The organism is Burkholderia sp. YHN3-13 (assembly GCF_055810675.1).
Map to the genome: position 1 here is coordinate 122,993 of NZ_JBVVNQ010000016.1, position 21,292 is coordinate 144,284.

The following is a 21,292-nucleotide window of genomic DNA, read 5'->3' on the forward strand; positions in this document are numbered from 1 at the left end:
GGGGCTTGCCTGGCGCGCGGCGGGCCGGTCTGATGCGGCGCGTCGACTTGGGCGACGCGCGGCTGCCGGCAAGGCCGCGGGCGGGGTCAAGCGAGAACGCGCTGGTCGCGGACGGCTCGCACAATCGCCTGATTATGCCACGGGTTATTTTGAACCCGGCCGAAAAAGGGCCTGCACGCGCGCGAGATCGGCCGGCGTATCGATCCCGGCTTCGGGCGCGGACTCGGTGATCCGCACCGCGATGCGCTCGCCGTGCCACAGCGCGCGCAGCTGTTCGAGCTGCTCGGCCTGTTCGATCGGCGCCTGCGCGAGCGACGGATAAGTGCGCAGGAAACGTGCGCGATAGGCATAGAGGCCGATGTGCCGATAGACCGGGAAAGCCGGCGCAGGCATGGCCGCGACGTCCGGCCAGTGCGGCTGGTACGCGTCGCGGCTCCACGGAATCGGCGCGCGCGAGAAGTACAGCGCGACGCTTTGCGCGTCGAGCGCGACCTTCACGACGTTCGGGTTGAACACGTCGGCCGCGTCGTGGATCGGGTGGGCGGCGGTCGCGATCGCGCAGGCCGGATGCGCGGCCAGGTGCGACGCTACGTCGCGCACCAGCACGGGGTCGATCAGCGGCTCGTCGCCCTGCACGTTGACGACGACTGTGTCGTCGCTCCACCCGAAGGCCGCCGCGACTTCCGCGAGCCGGTCGGTGCCGGACGGATGGTCGGCACGCGTGAGCACCGCTTCGAAGCCGTGGTCGCGCGCCGCGTCGAGCACGCTCTGCGCGTCGGAGGCGACGAGCACCTGCCGTGCGCCCGCCTCGCGCGCGCGCTCGGCGACACGCACGACCATCGGCTTGCCGCCGAGATCGGCGAGCGGCTTGTTCGGCAGGCGCGTCGACGCGAGCCGGGCGGGAATGACGGCGATGAAGGGTTGCGGGTGAGTCATCGGGGTGAGCGGTGAGAAGAACGGGGCAGGCGGCGCGTCCGGAACCGGGCGGCCGGCAGGGTTCGGCACCCCGGCCGGGGCGCCGCGGGCGGCTTAGCGGCCGGCCGGATCGACCGGCGTGCCTTCGACGGTCTGGCGCGCTTCGTCGACGAGCATCACGGGGATGCCGTCGCGGATCGGGTAGGCGAGCTTGTCCGCATTGCAGATCAGCTCCTGCGCGGCGCGGTCGTAGTGGAGCGGGCCTTTGCAGATAGGGCACACAATGATTTCAAGCAGGCGAGCGTCCACGGAGTTTCTCCACAACGAGGGCAATGAGGCGAGGGTCGAGCGCGGCTTCGACGGGGACGACCCACAGTCGGGCATCGCGCCAGGAAGCGCCCAATTTTACTGCATCCTTCTCGGTGATCAGGATTGCATCGACCGCGTCGTCGATGAACGGATTGTCGGCGAACGCGTAGTGGTCGGGCAGCGCGCGCGTCGCCGGCGCGAGACCGGCCGCGCGCAGCGTCGCGAAAAAGCGTTCCGGCGCGCCGATGCCGGCCGCGGCGAGCACGCGCTCGTTGGCGAACTGCGACAGCGGACGGCGCAGCGCTGGCTGGTCGAGGTGCCAGGCGGCGCCCGGCGTCAGCGCGAGCGCGTAGGTGTCGGGCCACGGCGGCAGCGTGCCGCTGTACGGGTCGTTGACGAGCGTCGCGTCGCGGTGCCGCGACAGCGGCTCGCGCAGCGGCCCGGCCGGCAGCAGGAAGCCGTTGCCGCCGAGCCGGTGGTCGAACACGACGAGCTCGACCGTGCGCGCGAGGCGGTAGTGCTGCAGGCCGTCGTCGCTGACGATCACGTCGACGTCCGGGTGCGCGGCGCGCAGCGCCCGCGCGGCCGCGACGCGGTCGGGGCACACCCATACGGGCGCACCGGTGCGGCGGGCGATCAGCAGCGGTTCGTCGCCGGCCGCGCTCGCGCGCGACGCCGGCGTGACGGCGGTCGGCGCCGTCACGTTCGCGCCGTAGCCGCGCGACACGACGCCGGGCGTGAAGCCGGCCGCGCGCAACGCGTCGACGAGTGCGATCACGGTCGGTGTCTTGCCGGTGCCGCCGACGGTCACGTTGCCGACCACGACCACGGGCACGCCGACGTCGACCGGCTTTTTCCAGCCCTGCGTGTAAGCGGTGCGTCGCAGCGCCGCGCACAGGCCGAACACGCAGGCGAACGGCGTGAGCGCCCAGGCGAGCGCGCCGCGCCGCTGCCATTCGCGTGTCAGGTGCGCTTCGAGCCGCGCGAGCGGGCCGCCGGGCGCGCTCATCGGGCCGGGCGCGGCGCATCGTGCGCCGCGGCGTGGGACGGATTCGTCAAGGCGGATTCTCCGTTGGGCGGCGCGTGCCGCGGGGTCTGCGGAAGGCGGCACTCTAGCGCGCCGCGGGCGGCCGCGGCAAGCGCGGCCGGCCGACGCGGCTCGCGGGGCCGGATCGGGACGGGCTGTGGATAACTCTGTGAAAAACTCCCCGCCCGAGCACCTCAAACGCCCGCCGGGCGGGCATCGAATCGGATGAGAATCATTTCGAAAGATTTAAAAATATATAAAAATCAATGCGTTATCGTCAATCGTCTGGGTTTTCCAGCGGTTTTAATGCGTTTTACGCGGAAGATTGCCAGAGTGTGGACACCTTCCGCGTGCCGCGGCGAATGCGGCCGGCGCTGGACGCCGCGCGCGTGTCGGACTATCGTGTCGCCGCCAGCATTCATCCGACCGCCCATGCTTTCCGACACCCCTTTTTCCGCACCCGGCGCGACGCGCGGCGGCGACGACGTGATTCCCGTTTCGGCGCTCAATCGCGCGATTTCGACGATGCTCGAGCGTTCGTTTCCGCTGTTGTGGATTTCGGGCGAAGTGTCGAATTTCACGCGCGCCGCGAGCGGCCACTGGTATTTCTCGATCAAGGACCAGCAGGCGCAGATGCGCTGCGTGATGTTCCGCGGCCGGGCGCAGTATGCGGAATTCACGCCGCGCGAAGGCGACCGGATCGAGGTGCGCGCGGTCGTCACGATGTACGAGCCGCGCGGCGAAGTGCAGCTCAATGTCGAGGCCGTGCGGCGCACCGGGCAGGGGCGCCTGTACGAGGCGTTCCTGCGGCTGAAGGCGCAGCTCGAAGGCGAGGGCCTGTTCGCGCCCGAGCGCAAGCGGCCGCTGCCGGCGCATCCGCGTGCGATCGGCATCGTCACGTCGCTGCAGGCCGCCGCGCTGCGCGACGTGCTGACCACGCTCGCCCGCCGCGCGCCGCACATTCCGGTGATCGTCTATCCGGCGCCCGTGCAGGGCGCCGGGTCCGCCGAGAAGCTCGTCGCGGCCGTCGAGGCCGCGAATGCGCGCCAGGAGGTCGACGTGCTGCTGGTCTGCCGCGGCGGCGGCTCGATCGAGGATCTGTGGTCGTTCAACGACGAAGCGCTGGCGCGCGCGATCGCGGCGAGCGAATTGCCGGTCGTGAGCGGCGTCGGGCACGAAACCGATTTCACGATCGCGGATTTCGCGGCCGACGTGCGCGCGCCGACGCCCACCGGCGCGGCCGAGCTCGCGAGCCCGCAGCGCGCGCTGCTGCTACGCGAGGTCGACGACCGCCGGCGTGCGCTCGCGCGCGGCATGGCGCGCCGGCTCGAGCAGCGCGCGCAGCAGCTCGACTGGCTCTCGCGCCGGCTCGTGAGCCCGGCCGAGCGGCTGCAGCGGCAGCGTACGCACGTCGAGCAACTCGCGGTGCGGCTCGCGTCGGCGGCGTCGCGGCCGGTGCGCGATGCGCGTGCGCGTTTCGCGCTCGTGCAGCTGCGCTGGCAGCGCGCGCGGCCCGATCCGTCGCAGGCGCGCCAGGCGCTCGCGGGGCTGTCGCAACGGCTCGCGGTTGCGTGGCAGCGCCGTCACGAACGCGACACGGCGCGCGTGTCGGCCTGTGCGGCGCGGCTCGAGGTGCTGAGCCCGCAGCGCACGCTCGAGCGCGGCTATGCGGCGCTGATCGATGCGCAGACGGGCCGCGCGGTGCGCGCGCCGAACGCGCTGAAGCCGCAGCGGCGCCTGACCGTGCATCTCGCCGACGGCTCGGCCGACGTGTCGCTCGCCGACGTGCAGCCGCGGCTGACCGATACGATCTGACGTAATCGCCGTAAGGCGGGCGAAGGCCGCCGCAACGGACGCATCGTGCGCGGGAACGGATGCTGCGCATCGTCGGGTTCGTCCTGCCGGACGCCGCGCGAACATCGCTTTTCCGCATACCGCGGATAAATGGCCCGCGAGTTTGCGGGGTTATTCGGTCTCGCCTACAATCGGACGCTCGGCAGCATCCAACACGCCCTCCCTACATACTCAACGAAGGAATCGCCATGGCTCATACGCTCCCGCCGCTCCCGTACGCTGAAGACGCACTCGCGCCGACCATCTCGCTCGAGACGATCCAGTACCACTACGGCAAGCACCATCAGGCTTATGTGACGAACCTGAACAATCTGATCCCGGGCACGGAATTCGAAAACCTGTCGCTGGAAGAGATCGTGAAGAAGTCGTCGGGCGGCATCTTCAACAACGCCGCGCAAATCTGGAACCACACGTTCTTCTGGAACAGCCTGTCGCCGAACGGCGGCGGCGCACCGACGGGCGCGCTGGGCGACGCGATCAACGCGAAGTGGGGTTCGTACGACGCCTTCAAGGAAGCGTTCACGAAGGCCGCAGTCGGCACGTTCGGTTCGGGCTGGGCATGGCTCGTGAAGAAGGCTGACGGTTCGCTCGACATCGTGTCGACGAGCAACGCGGCGACGCCGCTGACGACCGCCGACAAGGCACTGCTGACGATCGACGTGTGGGAACACGCGTACTACATCGACTACCGCAACGCACGTCCGAAGTTCGTCGAAGCGTTCTGGAACATCGTGAACTGGGACTTCGCGGCGAAGAACTTCGCGTAAGTCCGGCGCCGGCGTGCCGCCACGGCGCGCAGCACCCCGAAAAAGCCCTCGTTTCGAGGGCTTTTTTGTTTTTTGTCGCGCGGGCAGGCGGCGCGCGTGCCGGATCAGGCGGCCGGCCCGAGCGCCCAGCCGAGTGCCGTGCTCGCAAGCACGACGGCCCATGGCGGCACGCGCCAGAACACCAGCGCGACGTAGGCGACGAGCGCGGCGGCCAGGTCGCGCGGTGCGACGATCGTGTCGGTCCAGACCGGGTGATAGAGCGCGGCGAGCAGCAGCCCGACGACGGCCGCGTTCACGCCCGCGAGCGCGGCCTGCATGCGCGTGCTGCGGCGCAGGCGCTCCCAGAACGGTGCGGTGCCGGCAATCAGCAGGAACGACGGCGCGAAGATCGAGACCAGCGCGAGCGTGCCGCCGAGCCAGCCGTTCGGCGCGTCGCGCAGCGAGGCGCCGAGGAACGCCGAGAACGTGAACAGCGGTCCCGGCGCGGCCTGCGCGACGCCGTACCCGGCAAGGAACGTCGAATCGCCGACCCAGCCGGGCGCGACCACGGCCGCCTGCAGCAGCGGCAACACCACGTGCCCGCCGCCGAACACGAGGGCGCCGGTGCGGAAGAACGCATCGACGACGGCGAGCGTATCGGAGTGGAGCGCGCGGGCCGCGAACGGCAGCGCGACGAGCAGCGCCGCGAACAGCGCGAGCCACAGCATGCCCGCGCGGTGCGACACGTGAAGCGGCAACGGTTCGTGCGCGTCGCGTGCCGGTTGCGGCAACAGTGCGAGGCCGGCGGCACCGGCCGCGGCGATCACCGCGATTTGCGTCCACGCGGCCGGCGCGAGCAGTGCGACGCACGCGGCCGCGGCCATCAGCGTGACGCGGCGCGCATCGGGGCACAGCGTGCGCGCCATCCCCCAGACGGCTTGCGCGATCACCGCGACCGACACGATGCGCAGCCCGTGCAGCGCGCCGGCTTCGATCGGTGCGCCCGTCGCGTGAACGCCGAGCGCGAACAGCATCATCAGCAGCGCCGACGGCAACGTGAAGCCGAGCCACGCGGCGAACATGCCCGCATAGCCGGCGCGCGCGAGGCCGATCGCCATCCCGACCTGGCTGCTCGCGGGCCCCGGCAGGAACTGGCACAGCCCGACGAGATCCGCATATGTGCGTTCGCTGAGCCAGCCGCGCCGCGTGACGAATTCGGCGCGGAAGTAGCCGAGATGCGCGACCGGGCCGCCGAACGACGTGAGGCCGAGCCGCAGGAACGCGACGAAGACGGGCCACGGATGACGGGGCGGGGCGGCGGCGGTCGATGGATTCAAGATGGGGCGCGGGGAGATCGGACGAGCCGACACGATAGCGCAACGCGGCGGCGGCGGGGCGGCGTGCGACAGCGCGGCACGCGCTGCTCAGCGCGTGCCGTCGCCCAGCCCGCTCGCGCGGCGCAGCGCGTCGATGTCGACCAGCTCGATCTCGCCGACATGCAGCCGCACGACGCCGTCGGCCTGCAGCGCCTTCAGCAACTGGTTGGTGGTCTGCCGCGTCAGCGACAGCATCGACGCGAGCGTTTCCTGCGACAGCCGCACGCGCGTGCGCCCGGCGCTGATGCCGCCGTAGCCTTCGGCGATCATCAGCAGGCGCGCGGCGAGCCGCTGCGCGGCCGGCATCACGCTCATCGCCTCGACGGTCAGGAAGCTCAGGCGCAGTTTCTGCGCCATCAGCAGCGCGAACTGCCGCCAGTATTGCGGCGTCGCATCGAGGATCGCGAGCAGCGCGGCCTGCGGGACGTGCAGCAGCAGCGCGTCGTCGAGCGCGATGGCGTCGTGCGTGCGCGGCTGGCCGTCGAACAGTGCGATTTCGCCGAACCACGTGACGGGCTCGGCCACCGTCAGCAGCGCTTCCTTGCCCTGCGGGTCGACCGCACCTATCGTGAGTGAACCGGCCAGGACCGCGTACAGCCCGCACGGCGGGTCGCCGCGCCGGAACAGCGCGTGGCCGGCCGGCAGGCGGCGCAGCGCCGCGCCGGCGAGCAGGTCCGCGCGCAACGCGGGCGGCAGCGCGGCGAACCACGGGTTCGCTTCGATCTGCGGCAGGTATGGGGCGAGCAGAGCTGGCATGGGCACGCGATGTCGGGTAGCTGACAGAGGTTGTCGGGCGTGACGCGCATCATAGCGCTCAATAACCGACCAGGAGACGCGATGAAGACGCTCGAAGACCATCTTTCGCAGTATGCGGCCTACCATCGCGACGCGCGCAACATCGCGACGCATCTGGTCGGCATCCCGATGATCGTGTTCGCGGTCGAGGTGCTGCTGTCGCGGCCGGCGGTCGGGATGCTGGCCGGCGTCGCGCTGTCGCCGGCGCTGCTGCTCGCGGTCGCGTTCGTCGTGTTCTACCTGCGCCTCGACCTGCGGTTCGGGATCATGATGACCGCGCTGTTCGCGCTCGGCCTGTGGGCCGCGCAGTCGCTCGCGTTGCTGCCGACCGCGCAATGGCTCGCGATCGGCATCGGCGCGTTCGTCGTCGGCTGGATCGTGCAATTCGTCGGGCACTGGTTCGAAGGGCGCAAGCCCGCGTTCGTCGACGACCTCGTCGGCCTGATGGTCGGGCCGCTGTTCGTCGTCGCCGAAGTCGCGTTCTTCGCGGGGCTGCGCGCCGAGGTGCGCCGCGAAGTCGAGCGGCGCGCGGGCCCCGTGCACGGCGGCGCGCACTCGCATGTCTGATGCGCCGGTCTGCGTGTTCGGCGCAGGTGCCGTCGGCTGTTATCTCGGCGGCCGGCTCGCGGCGGGCGGCGCGCACGTGACGCTAGTCGGCCGCGCGCGGATCGGCGATGCGATTCACCGGCACGGGCTCACGCTGACCGACCGGCGGGGCTATCGCGCGACGCTCGCGGCGGCCGATGTCGCGTTCGCGACCGATCCGGCCGCCGCGGCCGACGCACGGCTCGTGCTGGTCGCGGTGAAGTCGGCCGCCACGCGGGAGGCAGCCGGGCAACTGGCCGGCGTGCTGCGGCCCGGCACGGTCGTGATCAGCTTCCAGAACGGCCTGCACCATGCCGACACGTTGCGCGACGCGCTGCCGCAAGCGACCGTGCTGGCCGGCATGGTGCCGTTCAATGTGATCGAGCGCGGGCCCGGTGCGTTTCACCAGGGTTCGGCCGGCGCGCTCGCGGCCGACGCGTCGTCCGCGCTGCAGCCGTTCGTCGGCGCATTCGCGCGTGCCGGGCTGCCACTCTCGCTGCATCGCGACATGCGGGCCGTGCAGTGGGCGAAGCTGCTGCTCAACCTGAACAATGCGGTCAATGCGCTCGCGAACCTGTCGCTGCGCGACGAGCTTGCGCAACGCGCGTACCGTCGCTGCGTCGCGCTGGCCCAGCGCGAGGCGCTGCACTGGCTGGCACGCGCCGCGATCCGGCCGGCGCGGCTCACGCCGCTGCCGGCCGGCTGGGTCCCTGCCATGCTCGATCTGCCCGACGCGGCTTTCCGTGTGCTCGGCGGCCGGATGCTGGCGATCGACCCGCTTGCGCGCTCGTCGATGTCCGACGATCTTGCGGCGCGCCGTGCGACGGAGGTCGAGTGGATCAACGGCGAGATCGTGCGGCTGGCCGCGCGCTTCGGCGCGCAGGCGCCCGTCAATGCGCGCCTGTGCGCGCTGGTCCACGACGCGGAAGGCGCGGTCGTGCGCCCGGCGTGGCGCGGCGACGCGCTGTGGGCCGAACTGATCGCGCGGGCGCCACGCGCGGGCGACGTGCGGGCCGCGTAGGCCGGGTCGCGCGCGGCGCCGCAGGCCACGCGCAACGGCTAAGATGCGGGGTGCGTCATACGACGCCCTTGCGGAGCACTCACCATGGTGGATCGCCCGACGCTCGACGCGTACGACGCCCATGCCGCGCGATATGCGCAGGACTGGCTCGACCAGGCCGCGCCCGACGACATGTACGCGCTGCTCGAGCAATATTTCTCGCCGGGGCCGACCGCGGACGTCGGCTGCGGCGCCGGCCGCGACACGGCCTGGCTCGCGTCGTGCGGTTTCGACGTCCGCGGCTACGACGCGAGCGCCGCGCTGCTCGACGAGGCGCGCCGGCACCATCCGGACCTGCGCTTCGAGCTCGCCGCGCTGCCGGCGCTGGCCGGTGTGCCGTCCGGCGCGTTTCGCAACGTACTGTGCGAGACGGTCGTCATGCACCTCGAACAGGCCGATGCGGCAGCGGCGGCCGCGCGGCTGGCCGATCTGCTGATGCCGGGCGGCACGTTGTACCTGAGCTGGCGGGTGGCGGGACACGGCACGTCGCGCGACGAGCGCGGCCGACTCTATACGGCACTGGATTCGGCGCGGATGCATGCGGCACTCGGCGCCGACGTGCAGGTGATCGACGAGCACGAGGTCGTCGGCGCGTCGTCCGGCAAGCGCGTACACCGGCTGATCGTGCGCAAGGCGGGCGGCGCCGCGTGACGGCGGCGCGCCGTCGCGCTTATTCGCGGTTGAGCGCCGCTTCCCAGTTGATGTCGACGCAGAGCACCTGCATGCCGGTCGCCGCGGGCGCGGCGATCGACGCGGTCACGCACAGGTGCGCCTCGTTGATCGACAGGTAGGGCGCCGTCAGGTGCACGCGGCCCGGCGCCCGCATCGCGTCGATGAAGTACGGGCGGCGCTCCCAGCTGGCCCCTTCGGAATGCAGCAGCGGACGGAAGCGCTTCGCGCGTTGCGACACGCTGCCGCGCGCGAGCACGTTGTCGCCGATCTGGCGCCCCGATGCATCGAGCAGGAAGCAGCGCGCGGTTTCCGGCAGCCCGAGCACGGCGGCGGCCGCGTCGGTGAGCGGCGCGTCCGCGCCGAGCTTCTGACTCGCTTCCTCGAGCGCGGCGACGTACGGCGCGAGCCGTTCCGCCTGCGTGCGTTCGCGTTGCGCGACGCGCAGCCGCAGTGCGGCCGACAGCGTATCCATGCAGCCCGCGGCGGCCTGCGGCTGCACGGGGTCGACGCTCGGCCCCGCGAAATACTGGCCCTGCACGAAATCGACGTCGCATTCGAGTGCGATCAGCGCGTCGCGTTCGGTCGACAGGCCGCCCATCAGCACGAGCTGGCCGGATTCGTGCAGCAGCGACACGAGCCCCGGCAGCACGCGTTCGAGGTGCGAGTGCTCGCTCGCCTGCGCGAGGATGCCGCGGTCGAGCGTGACGATGTCGGGATGCAGGTGCCACACGCGGTCGATGTTCGAATGCTTCGCGCCGAACCCGCCCAGCGCGATCAGGAAGCCGGCCTTGCGCAGCCCGTCGACGATCGCCGCATAGCGCGGCGTTTCGCCGCCGGCCTGCTCGGGTACCTCGAGCACCACGCGGTGCGGCGGCAGCCCGAGCGCCTTCAGGTTCGCGAGCAGCGCGTCGCCGTAGACGGTGTCCATCAGCGCGGCCGGATGCAGGCTCAGGAAGAGCCATTCGTCGTGACTGTCGAACGCGTGGAAGTTACCGAGATGCAACGATTCGGCGAGCCGGCCGAGTTCGAGCAGGTCGCCGCGCCGCGCCGCCTGCGTGAAAACCTCGTGCGACGCCACCTGGCGGCTTTCCTCGTCGTGCGCACGCAGCGACGCGTGATAGCCGATCGCGCGGCGGTGCGACACCGAGAAAACGGGCTGGAACACGCTGAACACGGTGTATCCGCCGTACAGCACGGTGCGCCGGTTCCCGTCGTCGCCGGCGACGGGGCGGGGCGGCTGAAAGCCGGGGGGATCGATTTCGATCATGCTCATGATGTCGGCCGATGGAGGACTGCCAGTTTACCTAGAGAATAGGCCAGCAAGAAGCATGCACGGCATCGCGCCGCGTGCGGCCGCCCGTCGCGGCCGGGACGGGGCGCATCGGCGCGTGCGTTGCCGGGGGCGGTCTGCACCGTCCTGGTGCGCGCGGCGGCGGCGCGGCCCCCGAAACGGCGCGCGCCGCGCGTCACGCGCGCTCGGACGGGTCGGTCTTGCGCGCGGTGCTGCGGATCTCGGGGGCGAGCTGCGCGAAGATCCACGCCGACGCGGCCGTGATGATCCCGACGCAGATGAAGGTCGCGTGGAACGCCGGCAGCGTATTGCTCGGCGTCACGGTGCGCAGCATGCCCGTGAACGTCGCGAGCAGCGCGCCGGCGACCGTCACGCCGAGGCTCATCGACAGCATCTGCACGAGCGAGAACAGGCTGTTGCCGCTGCTCGCGCCGCCCGTGCCGAGATCCTTCAGCGTCAGCGTGTTCATCGCGGTGAACTGCATCGAGTTGAAGCCGCCGAACAGCGCGAGATGCACGACCTTCACCCACACCGGCACCGAGTCGCGCATCAGCGCGAAGCTTGCCATCATCACGCCGACCATGATCGTGTTCGCGAGCAGCACCTTGCGGTAGCCGTGCTGCGTGATCAGCCGCGTGATGATCCGCTTGGAGAACATCCCGGCCGCCGCGACCGGCAGCATCATCAGCCCCGCCTCGAACGCCGAGTAGCCGAGGCTCACCTGCAGCAGCAGCGGGATCAGGTACGGCATCGCGCCGCTGCCGATCCGCGCGAACAGGTTGCCGAGCAGCCCGACGCTGAACGTGTGGATCCGGAACAGGTCGAGCGAGAAGATCGGTTGCGGCGCACGCACCGCGTACAGCCCGTACGCGACGAAGCACGCGAGGCTCAGGATCAGCAGCACCAGCACGGCGGCGTGCTGCATGCCGAGATCGGCGAGCCCGTCGAGCGACAGCGAGATCGCGACCATGCCGATCGTCAGCAGCAGATAGCCCTTCAGGTCGAAGCGGCCGACGGCCGGGTTGCGTGAATCGGGCATCGAGTAGAAGGTCGCGATGCAGCCCGCGATGCCGACCGGCACGTTGATCAGGAAGATCCAGTGCCACGACGCGATCTTCACGAGCCAGCCGCCGAGGGTCGGTCCGATCAGCGGGCCGATCAGGCCCGGGATCGCGACGAACGACAGCGCGGGCAGATAACGCTCGGCCGGAAAGGTGCGCAGCACCGCGAGCCGCCCGACCGGCAACAGCATCGCGCCGCCGACTCCCTGCACGACGCGGAACGCGACGAGCTGCGAGAGCGTATGCGCATTCGCGCACAGCAGCGAACCGAGCGAGAACACCAGGATCGCGCTGAAGAACACGCGTCGCGTGCCGAAGGTATCGGCGAGCCAGCCTGACACGGGGATCATCACCGCCATCGTCAGCGAGTACGCGATCACGACCGACTGCATCCGCAGCGGCGATTCCCCGAGGCTCGCGGCCATCGACGGCAGCGCCGTGTTGACGATCGTCGAATCGAGGGTCTGCATGAAGAAGCCCGTCGCAACGAGCCAGAGCATCACGGTGAGATTTTTTTCGCCGGGGGCGGCGGCAGGCGGGCGCTGGAACATGGGAGCGGGGCGGTGGCGCGGGACAGCCGACATTGTAGGGAAACCCGATGGGCCGTGCAGGTTCGGCACCCGGCGTGACGCGAAATCCGGCGGTCGGATGCCGTCCTCGTCGCTCGACCAGTACAGTTCAGCTAAAAGTGTCTGCAGCCGTATCTGTCCGCGTGCTGTCACTGTCCGAAATACTGGTGCCATCGAAACCGTGCGACCAGGAGGCTGCCATGCGCGAACTGCGACTTTACGTGATCGACGGCGACGAGCCGGCCGCACGGTGGCGGATCGTCGATCGCACCGCACTGCAGGTGGCGGACGGCGACGTGTGGGTGACCGTCGAGGGCCGGCTCGACGACCACTGGCTGCGCGCCGGCGATTCGCTGACGTTCGAGCCCGGCGTGCGCGTATGGGTCAGCGCGGGGCCACGCGGCGCGACGTTCGCGTTCGGGCCGCACGCGGCACCGGCCGCGCGTGTTGTGCATGCGTGGTGGCGGCCGCTCGTCGCGTGGCGGGACGGCCGGCGCCACGCGGCCGCGTCGCTGCCGATGTAGCGTGCGCGGGGCGCTTGCGCGAACGCGGCGGATGGCGGAGGTACCCGGCGCCGCGGACGGATCTGGCGCCGATCGCGCTTGCCGGCCTCCTGAAGCGCGCCCGCGCATCGATTCGCGCGATCGGGATTGATTGCGCCGGGCGCGAATTCTAGACTCGATTCCGTGTCCTCCATCGCCCCTTCACCATGACGCCGGAACTCGCATTGACGCATCTGTGGCAAAGCGCACACGGCGATCGCGACGCGCTCGCCCGCGTGACCGTGACGGGGCGGGACCCGACGTTGCCGTCGACGTTTCATGTCGGCACGCTCGCGGCAGCGACGATCGCGGCAACCGGGCTCGCGGCGGCCGAATGTCACCGGCTTCGCACGGGCGTCGCGCAATCCGTCGACGTGTCGGTGCGCGATGCGCTGGTCGCGTTCCGCAGCGAACGCTACCTGCGTGTGGACGACGGCCCGCCGCCGGAGTTGCGTCATCCGGTGACGGGCTTCTTCGAGACGGGCGACGGGCGCTGGATCCAGCTGCATGCGAACTTCCCGCATCACCTGCGCGGGATCCTCGCCGTACTCGGTTGCGGCGCGCAGCGCGCCGACGTCGCCGCGGCGATCCGCAGATGGGACGGCGCGGCGCTCGACACCGCGCTGGCCGAGGCCGGCCTGTGCGCGGCATTGATCAGAACCCCTGACGAATGGGCGGCGCACGAGCAGGCGCGCGCGATCGCGTCGCTGCCGTTGTTCGACATCGAGCGGATCGGCGATGCGCCGCTCGAACCGATCGGCCGCGGCGAAGCCGGGCCGCCGCTCGCGGGCGTGCGCGTGCTCGATCTCACGCGCATCATCGCGGGCCCGGTCGCGGGCCGCACGCTCGCGTCGCACGGCGCGCAGACGCTGCTCGTCAACGGGCCGCACCTGCCGAACATCGCGCCGCTCGTGATCGACAACGGGCGCGGCAAACGTTCGACATGGATCGACCTGCGCGATACGGCGGGTGTCGAGACGCTGCACGCGCTCGTGCGCGACGCGGACGTGTTCCTGCAGTCGTACCGGCCCGGCTCGCTCGCCGCCCGCGGTTTCGCGCCGCAGGCGCTGGCGCAGCGGCGGCCCGGCATCGTGTGCGTGTCGATCTCGGCATACGGGCATGCGGGGCCGTGGGCGGGACGGCGCGGCTTCGACAGTCTCGTGCAGTCGGCGAGCGGGATCGCATGGCGGGAGCAGCAGGCCGCCCATGCGGATGCGCCGCGCCCTCTGCCTTGCCAGGCGCTCGATCATGCGACCGGCTATCTCGCGGCGTTCGGCGCGATGATCGCGCTCGCGCGGCGATCGTGCGAAGGCGGAAGCTGGCACGTGCGGATGTCGCTCGCGCAGACGGGGCGCTGGCTGCAGTCGTTCGGCAATGTGCAGGACGGCCTGCATGCGCCCGATCTCGCGGCTGCCGACGTGCGCGACCGGATCGATCGCGTCGCGTCGCCGTTCGGCATGCTCGACACCGTGCGCCCGGCCGAGCGGTTGTCGGCCACGCCGCCGGCGTTCGCGCGGCCGCCCGTGCCGCCCGGCACCGACGATGCGCGCTGGCTGTAGATGCCGGCTGCGCGGCCGGCGTTACTTGCGCAGTTCGACGACGAAGTCGTAGTAGTCGTTGCGGCAGTAGGTATCGGTCAGTTCGATGGCGCGCTGGTCCGACGTATAGCCGATCCGCGTGATCAGCAGCAGCGCGTCGTGCGGCGCGATGCCCATCTGTTCGGCGATCTCGTCGGTCGCGTTGACCGCGCGGAAATGCTGCAGCGCGCGCACGATCGGCGTGCCGCGCGCTTCGAGATAGCTGTACAGCGAGCCGGCGATCGCCTGCGGATCGGGAATCAGCGTGGCGGGGAACGTCGAGTTCTCGACGGCCATCACGATGCCGTCGGCGAGACGCAGGCGTTTCAGGCGTGTCACCGATGCGGCCGGCGACAGTCCGAGCTGGATCACTTCGTCGCGGTTCGCCGGCTGGATTTCGCGCGCGAGCCATTGCGAGCTCGGCTTGAAGCCGCGGCGCTCGAGCATTTCGCTGAAGCTCGACAGTCGCGACAGCGGATCCTCGTAGCGCGGCTGGATGAAGTTGCCCGCGCCCTGCGTGCGGCGGATCAAGCCCTGCTCGACGAGCAGCGCGATCGCCTTGCGCGCGGTGATGCGCGATACGCCGAGCGCATCGGACAGCACGCGCTCCGAAGGCAGGGCCTCGCCGGCCGTCCAGCGGTTGTCGTGGATCGCATCGCCGAGCTTGCGGGCGAGCTGCAGGTACAGCGGCGTGTCGTTGTCGGGGTCGGGGCGCAGGTCTTGCCACCGGTCGTCCGTGGGTGCCTTCATGGAATGGGTATCGATCAGGTTGCGGCCATTCTAAGTCATCATGCGGCACCGTTATAGCCGGTTTTTGCCGTGCAATAGGCCGACGCCGCGCCGATTGACTACACTGACACGTCGTATTCCATGCTTCGGCCGCGGTGCGCGGCCACGAATCCGCAACGAGGAACGCATGACAGACACGATCGCCACGGTCGTCCTGCCGGACGGCGAGACGATTCCGAAGCTCGGCCAGGGCACCTGGGAAATGGGCGAGCGGCCGGCCCGCCGGGCGGACGAGATCGCCGCGCTGCGTGAAGGTGTCGAACTCGGGATGACGCTGGTCGATACGGCCGAGATGTACGGCGACGGCGCGACCGAGGCACTCGTCGGCGAGGCGCTCGCGGGCCTGCGCGATGACGTCTTTCTCGTCAGCAAGGTCTATCCGCATCATGCGAGCCGGCGCGGCGTCGTCGCCGCGTGCGACGCGAGCCTCAAGCGATTGCGCACCGATCGCCTCGACTTGTACCTGCTGCACTGGCGCGGCTCGGTGCCGCTCGAGGAGACGGTCGAGGGTTTCGAGATGCTGCGGCGCGCGGGCAAGATTCGTCACTGGGGCGTGAGCAACTTCGATACGGCCGACATGGAGGAACTCGTCGGCGGGGCGGGCGGCGGCGCCTGCGCGACCAACCAGATCCTCTACAACATCGCGCGGCGCGGCCCGGAATTCGACCTGCTGCCGTGGCTCGCCGACCACCGGATCCCGGCGATGGCATACAGCCCGGTCGACCACGGACGGTTGCCGAAGCGTTCGCCGCTCGACGAGATCGCGCGGCTGCGCGGCGTATCGGTGATGCGCGTCGCGCTGGCTTGGGTGCTCGCGCAGCCGGGCGTATTCGCGATCCCGAAGGCGTCGAGGATCGAGCACGTGCGCGACAATCGCGCCGCGCTCGATCTCGAATTGAGCGAGGACGAGCGCGCGCAGCTTGACGCGTACTTCCGTCCGCCTCGCAGCAAGCGCGCGCTCGAGATGCTCTGACGGCACCCGGCCGGGTAACGCTTCCGGTCAGTGGTTGCCGCCGGACGATCCGCCGTTGCCGTGACCGCCGCCATTGCCGTTGCCGGTACCGTGGCCATTGCCGACACCGTTGGCGCCGCCATTGCCGGCCCCACCACTGCCGTTACCGTTGCCATTGCCGCCGCCGTTACCGTGGCCACCATTGCCGTTGCCTTGGCCACCGTTGCTGCCGGCCCCATTGCCGTTGCCGCCGCCGTTGCCCGAACCGCCGCCGCTGCCATGGCCGCCGTTACCGCCAGCGCCAGCGCCATTGCCGTTGCCGGCGCCGTTACCGTGGCCACCGTTGCCGTTGCCCGAACCGCCATTGCCGCTGCCACTGCCATGGCCGCCGTTACCGCCAGCGCCATTGCCGTTGCCGCCGCCGTTACCGTGACCACCGTTGCCGTTGCCCGAACCGCCATTACCGCTACCACTGCCATGGCCGCCATTGCCGCCGGCACCATTGCCGTTGCCTGAGCCGCCACTGCCGTTGCCATTGCCGTGACCACCACCGTCACCGTTGCCGTGGCCGCCACCATCGCCGTGACCACCGCCATCGCCGTGGCCGCCACCATTACCGTGGCCACCGCCGTCACCGTGACCACCGCCGTCACCGTGGCCGCCACCGTCGCCGTGGCCGCCGCCGTCACCATGGCCGCCACCATTGCCGTGACCACCACCGTCTCCGTCGCCTCCACCTCCGTGTCCGCCATGGCCTCCGCTTCCAGAAGTGCCGCCACCCGAAGTACCGCCGCCCGAAGTACCGCCACCCGAAGTACCGCCACCCGAAGTACCGCCGCCCGAAGTGCCGCCACCCGAAGTGCCGCCACCCGAAGTGCCGCCACCCGAAGTGCCGCCACCCGAAGTACCGCCACCCGAAGTACCGCCGCCCGAGGTGCCGCCACCCGAAGTACCGCCGCCCGAAGTACCGCCACCCGAAGTACCGCCGCCCGAGGTGCCGCCGCCCGAAGTACCGCCACCCGAAGTGCTGCCACCCGAAGTGCCGCCACCCGAAGTGCCGCCACCCGAAGTGCCGCCGCCCGAAGTACCGCCGCCCGAAGTACCGCTGCCCGAAGTACCGCCACCTGAACCACCGTTACCGGACGCGTTGCCTCCGCGACCCGTGCCGCTCGTACCGCCGGATGTGCCGCCTGTCGCTCCACCGACACCGGCAGGCCCGACGGCGCCGTTCCCGTTATTTGCACCGCTGCCGCTGCCGCTGCCATTGCCGTTACCCGGCCCGGGACTGCCGCCGCCGCTGCCACTCGGGCCGGCACCTTTACCGCCGCCGATCCCATGACCGGCATGAACCTGCCCCGCACACGCGGCCGGATTGGCGGCGCATGACGAAGCGTCCGCGACCAGCGTCATGATGGTGTCCGCGCTGGCGCTCGCGTCGGGCCCGGAGTCGGGCGTGGTGGTTTGTGCGACGGCATACGAGCAGCAGCACGCCAACGCGGCTGCGGCCAGCAAGGTTGCACGAGGGCGCCGTCCCGCCGGGCGGGACGGTTGTTTCGTCTTATGCATCATGGCCTCCCCATGCGCGCGATGCCTCGTTGCCGCGCGACTATCTACGTGTGGTGCAGGGGGCCAGCAAGGATTCGTTGTCCGGTCGGCGGCCGATTGCGTTCGGGCCGACGCTTGACGCCAGCCGCGAACGCGGATCGGCACGCGGGCCCGCCGTGCGAATCCCTCTCTGCGAGATTCGTGCCATCGGCCGCTTGTGCCCGTCGCGCAACGCGCACGTGAGCACGCGACGGGCGCATGCAACGTCGTGGGGGTGTTTTGTTTCCGGATTGAAACGTCTGAGCGTTCGCGGGCGGCTCAGCGTGCGGGCGCGTCGGCTGCGCGCTGCCAGCGATGGAACAGGATCGACGCGATCCAGCAGACGAGGAACAGCGCGATGATGCCGTAGCCGATCGAGCCGAAGCGATCGCCGAGCGCATCGAGCGTATCGCGCACGGGGCCCGTCAGCGACAGCTTGTCGGCCAGGAGTCCGGCCGCCTCGATCCCGCCGATCGCCAGTGCAACGGCCGCCGACACGAACGTGATGCTCGCGTTGTAGAGCAGCTTGCGCTGCGGATCGTCCATCGCCCAGCCGTATGCCTGAATCATCAGCACATTGTCGGTCGAGTCGATCAGCGTCATGCCGGCGGTGAACAGCGCGGGAAACAGCATGACCGTGTAGACCGGCAGCCCCTGGCTCGCCTGCGCGGCGGCGATCGCGAGCAGGCCGATTTCGGTTGCAGTATCGAAACCGAGCCCGAACAGCACGCCGACCGGATACATGTGCCAGCTCTTCGACACGAACCGGAACAGCGGGCGCAGCAGTCGCGAGACGAGCCCGGCAGGGCGGTGTACATGCGCATCGTCGTGCGCGTGACCGGATGCGCCGCGATAGCGTCGCCAGACGTCGCGCAGGATCAGCAGGTTCACGCACGCGAGCACGAGCAGGAAGGTGGCCGATACGGCCGTGCCGATCGTGCCGCCGATTTCACGGAACGCATCGAACCGGTCGCGCAGCGCGAACGCGGTCAGCGCGATGCCGAGCGTCGCGGCGATCACGATGGTCGAATGGCCGAGCGAGAAGAACAAACCGACGCTCACCGGACGCTGGCCATCCTGCATCAGCTTGCGCGTCGCGACGTCGATCGCGGCGATGTGATCGGCGTCGACCGCGTGACGCAGCCCGAGCCCGTACGCGATTGCCGCGGTGCCGAGCAGCAGCGGATGGTCGCGCAGCACCGCGAGCGCCCACAGCCAGACCGCGACGTTCGCGGTGATCAGGCCGGCATAAAGGATCAGCAGGCGGCGCAGGGCAGGGGTGGGCGGCATCGGGCGGGTTCCATCTGACAATTCGCCATCCATTGTGGCACGCGAAAAAAATGCCTGGCGTGCCGATCAAAAAGCCGCGAACCCCGCGCGCGCCGGATGAAAAAAAAGCCCGTCCGGAACCGGACGGGCCTTGCGTGCATGCGACGGGGCGCGCGCGCCCGGCGCTTACTTCGTTTTCGCGCTGATCACGCCTTCCGACACGTTGGCCGGCGTTTCCGCGTACTGCTTGAACTCCATCGTGTAGGTCGCGCGGCCCTGCGTGGCCGAACGCAGCGACGTCGAATAGCCGAACATCTCCGCGAGCGGCACTTCGGCGCGCACGAGCTTGCCGCCGCCGCCCGCGATGTCTTCCATCCCCTGCACGATGCCGCGACGGCTCGACAGGTCGCCCATCACGTTGCCCATGAATTCCTCGGGCGTCTCGACTTCGACGGCCATCATCGGCTCGAGCAGCACGGGCTTCGCCTTGCGCATCGCTTCCTTGAACGCCATCGAGCCGGCCATCCGGAACGCGTTTTCGTTCGAGTCGACGTCGTGGTACGAGCCGAACGTCAGGTGCACCTTCACGTCGACGACCGGGTAGCCCGCGAGCACGCCGCTCTTCAGCGTTTCGGTGATGCCCTTGTCGACGGCCGGGATGAACTCGCGCGGAATCACGCCGCCCTTGATCTCGTCGAGGAACTCGTAGCCCTTGCCCGGGTTCGGCTCCAGCGTGATCACCGCATGGCCGTACTGGCCGCGGCCGCCCGACTGCTTGACGAACTTGCCCTCGACGTCGGCGGCCGTCGTGCGCACCGTCTCGCGATACGCGACCTGCGGCTTGCCGACCGTCGCTTCGACGCCGAATTCGCGCTTCATCCGGTCGACCAGGATTTCGAGGTGGAGCTCGCCCATCCCCGAGATGATCGTCTGGCCGGACTCTTCGTCGGTCTGCACGCGGAACGAAGGATCTTCCTGCGCGAGACGGTTCAGCGCGAGGCCCATCTTTTCCTGGTCGGCCTTCGTCTTCGGCTCGACGGCCTGCGAGATCACCGGCTCGGGGAATTCCATCTTCTCGAGGATGATCGGCTTGGCCGGATCGCACAGCGTGTCGCCCGTCGTCGCTTCCTTCAGCCCGACGGCCGCCGCGATGTCGCCCGCGCGCACTTCCTTGATTTCCTTGCGCTCGTTCGCGTGCATCTGCAGGATCCGGCCGAGCCGTTCCTTCTTGTCCTTCGTCGCGTTGAGCACCGTGTCGCCCGACTCGACGACGCCCGAATACACGCGGAAGAAGATCAGCTGGCCGACGAACGGGTCGGTCATGATCTTGAACGCGAGCGACGAGAACGGCTCGTCATCGCTCGGATGACGTTCCGCCGGTTTTTCCGGGTCGGCGAAGTCGTGGCCGAGAATCGCGGGCACGTCGACCGGCGACGGCAGGTAGTCGATCACCGCGTCGAGCATGGCCTGCACGCCCTTGTTCTTGAACGCGCTGCCGCACAGCATCGGCACGATCTCGTTCGCGATCGTGCGCTTGCGCAACGCGGCCTTGATCTCGTCCTCGGTCAGCGACTCGTGGTCGTGCAGGTACTTCTCGAGCAATTCCTCGCTCGCTTCGGCCGCCGCCTCGACCATCTTCTCGCGCCATTCGTGCGCGAGCTCGACGAGGTTCGCGGGGATCTCCTCGTACGAGAACTTCACGCCCTGGCTTTCGTCGTCCCACACGATCGCCTTCATCTTCACGAGATCGACGACGCCCTGGAAATGATCTTCGGCGCCGATCGGAATCTGGATCGGCACGGCGACACCCTTCAGGCGCTCGCCGATCTGCTTCTGCACGCGGAAGAAGTCGGCGCCGATGCGGTCCATCTTGTTGACGAACGCGATGCGCGGCACCTTGTACTTGTTTGCCTGGCGCCATACGGTTTCGGACTGCGGCTGCACGCCGCCGACCGAGTCGTAGACCATGCACGCGCCGTCGAGCACGCGCATCGAGCGCTCGACTTCGATCGTGAAGTCGACGTGCCCGGGCGTGTCGATGATGTTGATGCGGTGTTCCGGATAGTTGCCGGCCATGCCCTTCCAGAAGGCCGTGGTCGCCGCCGACGTGATCGTGATGCCGCGTTCCTGCTCCTGCTCCATCCAGTCCATCGTGGCCGCGCCGTCGTGCACTTCACCGATCTTGTGGCTCACGCCGGTGTAAAACAGGATGCGCTCGGTCGTCGTGGTCTTGCCGGCATCGATGTGAGCGCTGATCCCGATATTGCGATAGCGCTCGATGGGGGTTTTGCGGGGCACGTGAACCTCCTGGTGGTTCGG

At 69.8% G+C, this 21,292-nt stretch carries 19 protein-coding genes; 8 read left to right on the forward strand and 11 right to left on the reverse strand.

All coding sequences use genetic code 11. From position 1 onward, the window contains the following. Window positions 1–144: 144 nt before the first annotated feature. From kdsB to lpxK, 3 genes are all read right to left on the reverse strand, one after another. Window positions 145–936, reverse strand: coding sequence for a 3-deoxy-manno-octulosonate cytidylyltransferase (gene kdsB / locus AC0KUR_RS28760; protein WP_034191140.1), 792 nt, complete (start codon window positions 934–936; stop codon window positions 145–147). A 93-nt stretch (window positions 937–1,029) separates the two neighbouring features. Further along, window positions 1,030–1,224, reverse strand: coding sequence for a Trm112 family protein (locus AC0KUR_RS28765; protein WP_006482216.1), 195 nt, complete (start codon window positions 1,222–1,224; stop codon window positions 1,030–1,032). After that, the gene (lpxK, locus tag AC0KUR_RS28770) at window positions 1,205–2,233 is read right to left on the reverse strand and encodes a tetraacyldisaccharide 4'-kinase (protein WP_124609890.1); all 1,029 of its coding nucleotides are present in this window, start codon (window positions 2,231–2,233) and stop codon (window positions 1,205–1,207) included. Before lpxK ends, AC0KUR_RS28765 begins: the two co-directional genes overlap by 20 nt. Before the next feature lie 450 nt (window positions 2,234–2,683). On the opposite strand from lpxK, the gene xseA reads away from it, so the two are divergent. Beyond that, window positions 2,684–4,066, forward strand: a complete 1,383-nt coding sequence (gene xseA / locus AC0KUR_RS28775) for an exodeoxyribonuclease VII large subunit (protein WP_473376725.1) — start codon at window positions 2,684–2,686, stop codon at window positions 4,064–4,066. A 227-nt stretch (window positions 4,067–4,293) separates the two neighbouring features. Continuing rightward, window positions 4,294–4,872, forward strand: a complete 579-nt coding sequence (gene sodB, locus AC0KUR_RS28780; RefSeq protein WP_011352986.1) for a superoxide dismutase [Fe] — start codon at window positions 4,294–4,296, stop codon at window positions 4,870–4,872. Window positions 4,873–4,976: 104 nt separating this feature from the next. Here sodB and chrA read toward each other — a convergent pair whose 3' ends face one another. After that, a complete protein-coding gene (chrA, locus tag AC0KUR_RS28785; RefSeq protein ID WP_473376726.1) occupies window positions 4,977–6,188 on the reverse strand; it encodes a chromate efflux transporter in 1,212 nt (403 codons plus the stop codon). A gap of 87 nt (window positions 6,189–6,275) precedes the next feature. After that, entirely contained in the window at window positions 6,276–6,983 is a 708-nt protein-coding gene (locus tag AC0KUR_RS28790) for a Crp/Fnr family transcriptional regulator (RefSeq protein WP_175028262.1), read from the reverse strand. A gap of 81 nt (window positions 6,984–7,064) precedes the next feature. Here AC0KUR_RS28790 and AC0KUR_RS28795 point away from each other — a divergent pair, with 81 nt between their 5' ends. The 3 genes from AC0KUR_RS28795 (at window position 7,065) to AC0KUR_RS28805 (ending at window position 9,318) form a co-directional block, all read left to right on the forward strand. Next, window positions 7,065–7,589 carry an Mpo1 family 2-hydroxy fatty acid dioxygenase gene (locus tag AC0KUR_RS28795; RefSeq protein ID WP_124670941.1) on the forward strand — a complete coding sequence of 175 codons (525 nt, stop codon included), beginning with the start codon at window positions 7,065–7,067 and terminating at the stop codon, window positions 7,587–7,589. Next, on the forward strand, window positions 7,582–8,628 hold the full coding sequence (locus AC0KUR_RS28800; RefSeq protein ID WP_124670940.1) for a 2-dehydropantoate 2-reductase: 1,047 nt from the start codon (window positions 7,582–7,584) through the stop codon (window positions 8,626–8,628). The genes AC0KUR_RS28795 and AC0KUR_RS28800 overlap by 8 nt, the downstream gene beginning before the upstream one ends. Before the next feature lie 84 nt (window positions 8,629–8,712). Beyond that, window positions 8,713–9,318: a class I SAM-dependent methyltransferase gene (locus AC0KUR_RS28805; protein WP_059560288.1), complete on the forward strand. Its 606-nt coding sequence runs from the start codon at window positions 8,713–8,715 to the stop codon at window positions 9,316–9,318. 19 nt (window positions 9,319–9,337) lie between these two features. Here AC0KUR_RS28805 and AC0KUR_RS28810 read toward each other — a convergent pair whose 3' ends face one another. Then, complete coding sequence (locus AC0KUR_RS28810; RefSeq protein WP_034191133.1) at window positions 9,338–10,612, reverse strand: EAL domain-containing protein; 1,275 nt, start codon at window positions 10,610–10,612, stop codon at window positions 9,338–9,340. Between the two features lie 193 nt (window positions 10,613–10,805). Further along, window positions 10,806–12,242 (reverse strand): multidrug transporter subunit MdtD, encoded by a 1,437-nt coding sequence (gene mdtD / locus AC0KUR_RS28815; protein ID WP_473376727.1) that lies wholly within the window; start codon window positions 12,240–12,242, stop codon window positions 10,806–10,808. 218 nt (window positions 12,243–12,460) lie between these two features. Here mdtD and AC0KUR_RS28820 point away from each other — a divergent pair, with 218 nt between their 5' ends. Continuing rightward, complete coding sequence (locus tag AC0KUR_RS28820) at window positions 12,461–12,784, forward strand: DUF2917 domain-containing protein (protein WP_034191131.1); 324 nt, start codon at window positions 12,461–12,463, stop codon at window positions 12,782–12,784. Between the two features lie 185 nt (window positions 12,785–12,969). Beyond that, window positions 12,970–14,361, forward strand: a complete 1,392-nt coding sequence (locus AC0KUR_RS28825) for a CoA transferase (RefSeq protein WP_034191130.1) — start codon at window positions 12,970–12,972, stop codon at window positions 14,359–14,361. 21 nt (window positions 14,362–14,382) lie between these two features. On the opposite strand, the gene AC0KUR_RS28830 is transcribed toward AC0KUR_RS28825, so the two are convergent. Continuing rightward, window positions 14,383–15,129 (reverse strand): GntR family transcriptional regulator, encoded by a 747-nt coding sequence (locus AC0KUR_RS28830; protein WP_034191129.1) that lies wholly within the window; start codon window positions 15,127–15,129, stop codon window positions 14,383–14,385. Between the two features lie 166 nt (window positions 15,130–15,295). Between AC0KUR_RS28830 and AC0KUR_RS28835 the strand changes: the two genes are divergently transcribed. After that, complete coding sequence (locus AC0KUR_RS28835) at window positions 15,296–16,141, forward strand: aldo/keto reductase (RefSeq protein ID WP_473376728.1); 846 nt, start codon at window positions 15,296–15,298, stop codon at window positions 16,139–16,141. Window positions 16,142–16,168: 27 nt separating this feature from the next. On the opposite strand, the gene AC0KUR_RS28840 is transcribed toward AC0KUR_RS28835, so the two are convergent. From AC0KUR_RS28840 to fusA, 3 genes are all read right to left on the reverse strand, one after another. Beyond that, window positions 16,169–17,686: a hypothetical protein gene (locus tag AC0KUR_RS28840; RefSeq protein ID WP_473376729.1), complete on the reverse strand. Its 1,518-nt coding sequence runs from the start codon at window positions 17,684–17,686 to the stop codon at window positions 16,169–16,171. Between the two features lie 297 nt (window positions 17,687–17,983). After that, the gene (locus tag AC0KUR_RS28845; protein ID WP_034186328.1) at window positions 17,984–18,994 is read right to left on the reverse strand and encodes a HoxN/HupN/NixA family nickel/cobalt transporter; all 1,011 of its coding nucleotides are present in this window, start codon (window positions 18,992–18,994) and stop codon (window positions 17,984–17,986) included. 165 nt (window positions 18,995–19,159) lie between these two features. Beyond that, window positions 19,160–21,271 (reverse strand): elongation factor G, encoded by a 2,112-nt coding sequence (gene fusA, locus AC0KUR_RS28850; protein WP_034186327.1) that lies wholly within the window; start codon window positions 21,269–21,271, stop codon window positions 19,160–19,162. Between the last annotated feature and the right edge of the window lie 21 nt (window positions 21,272–21,292).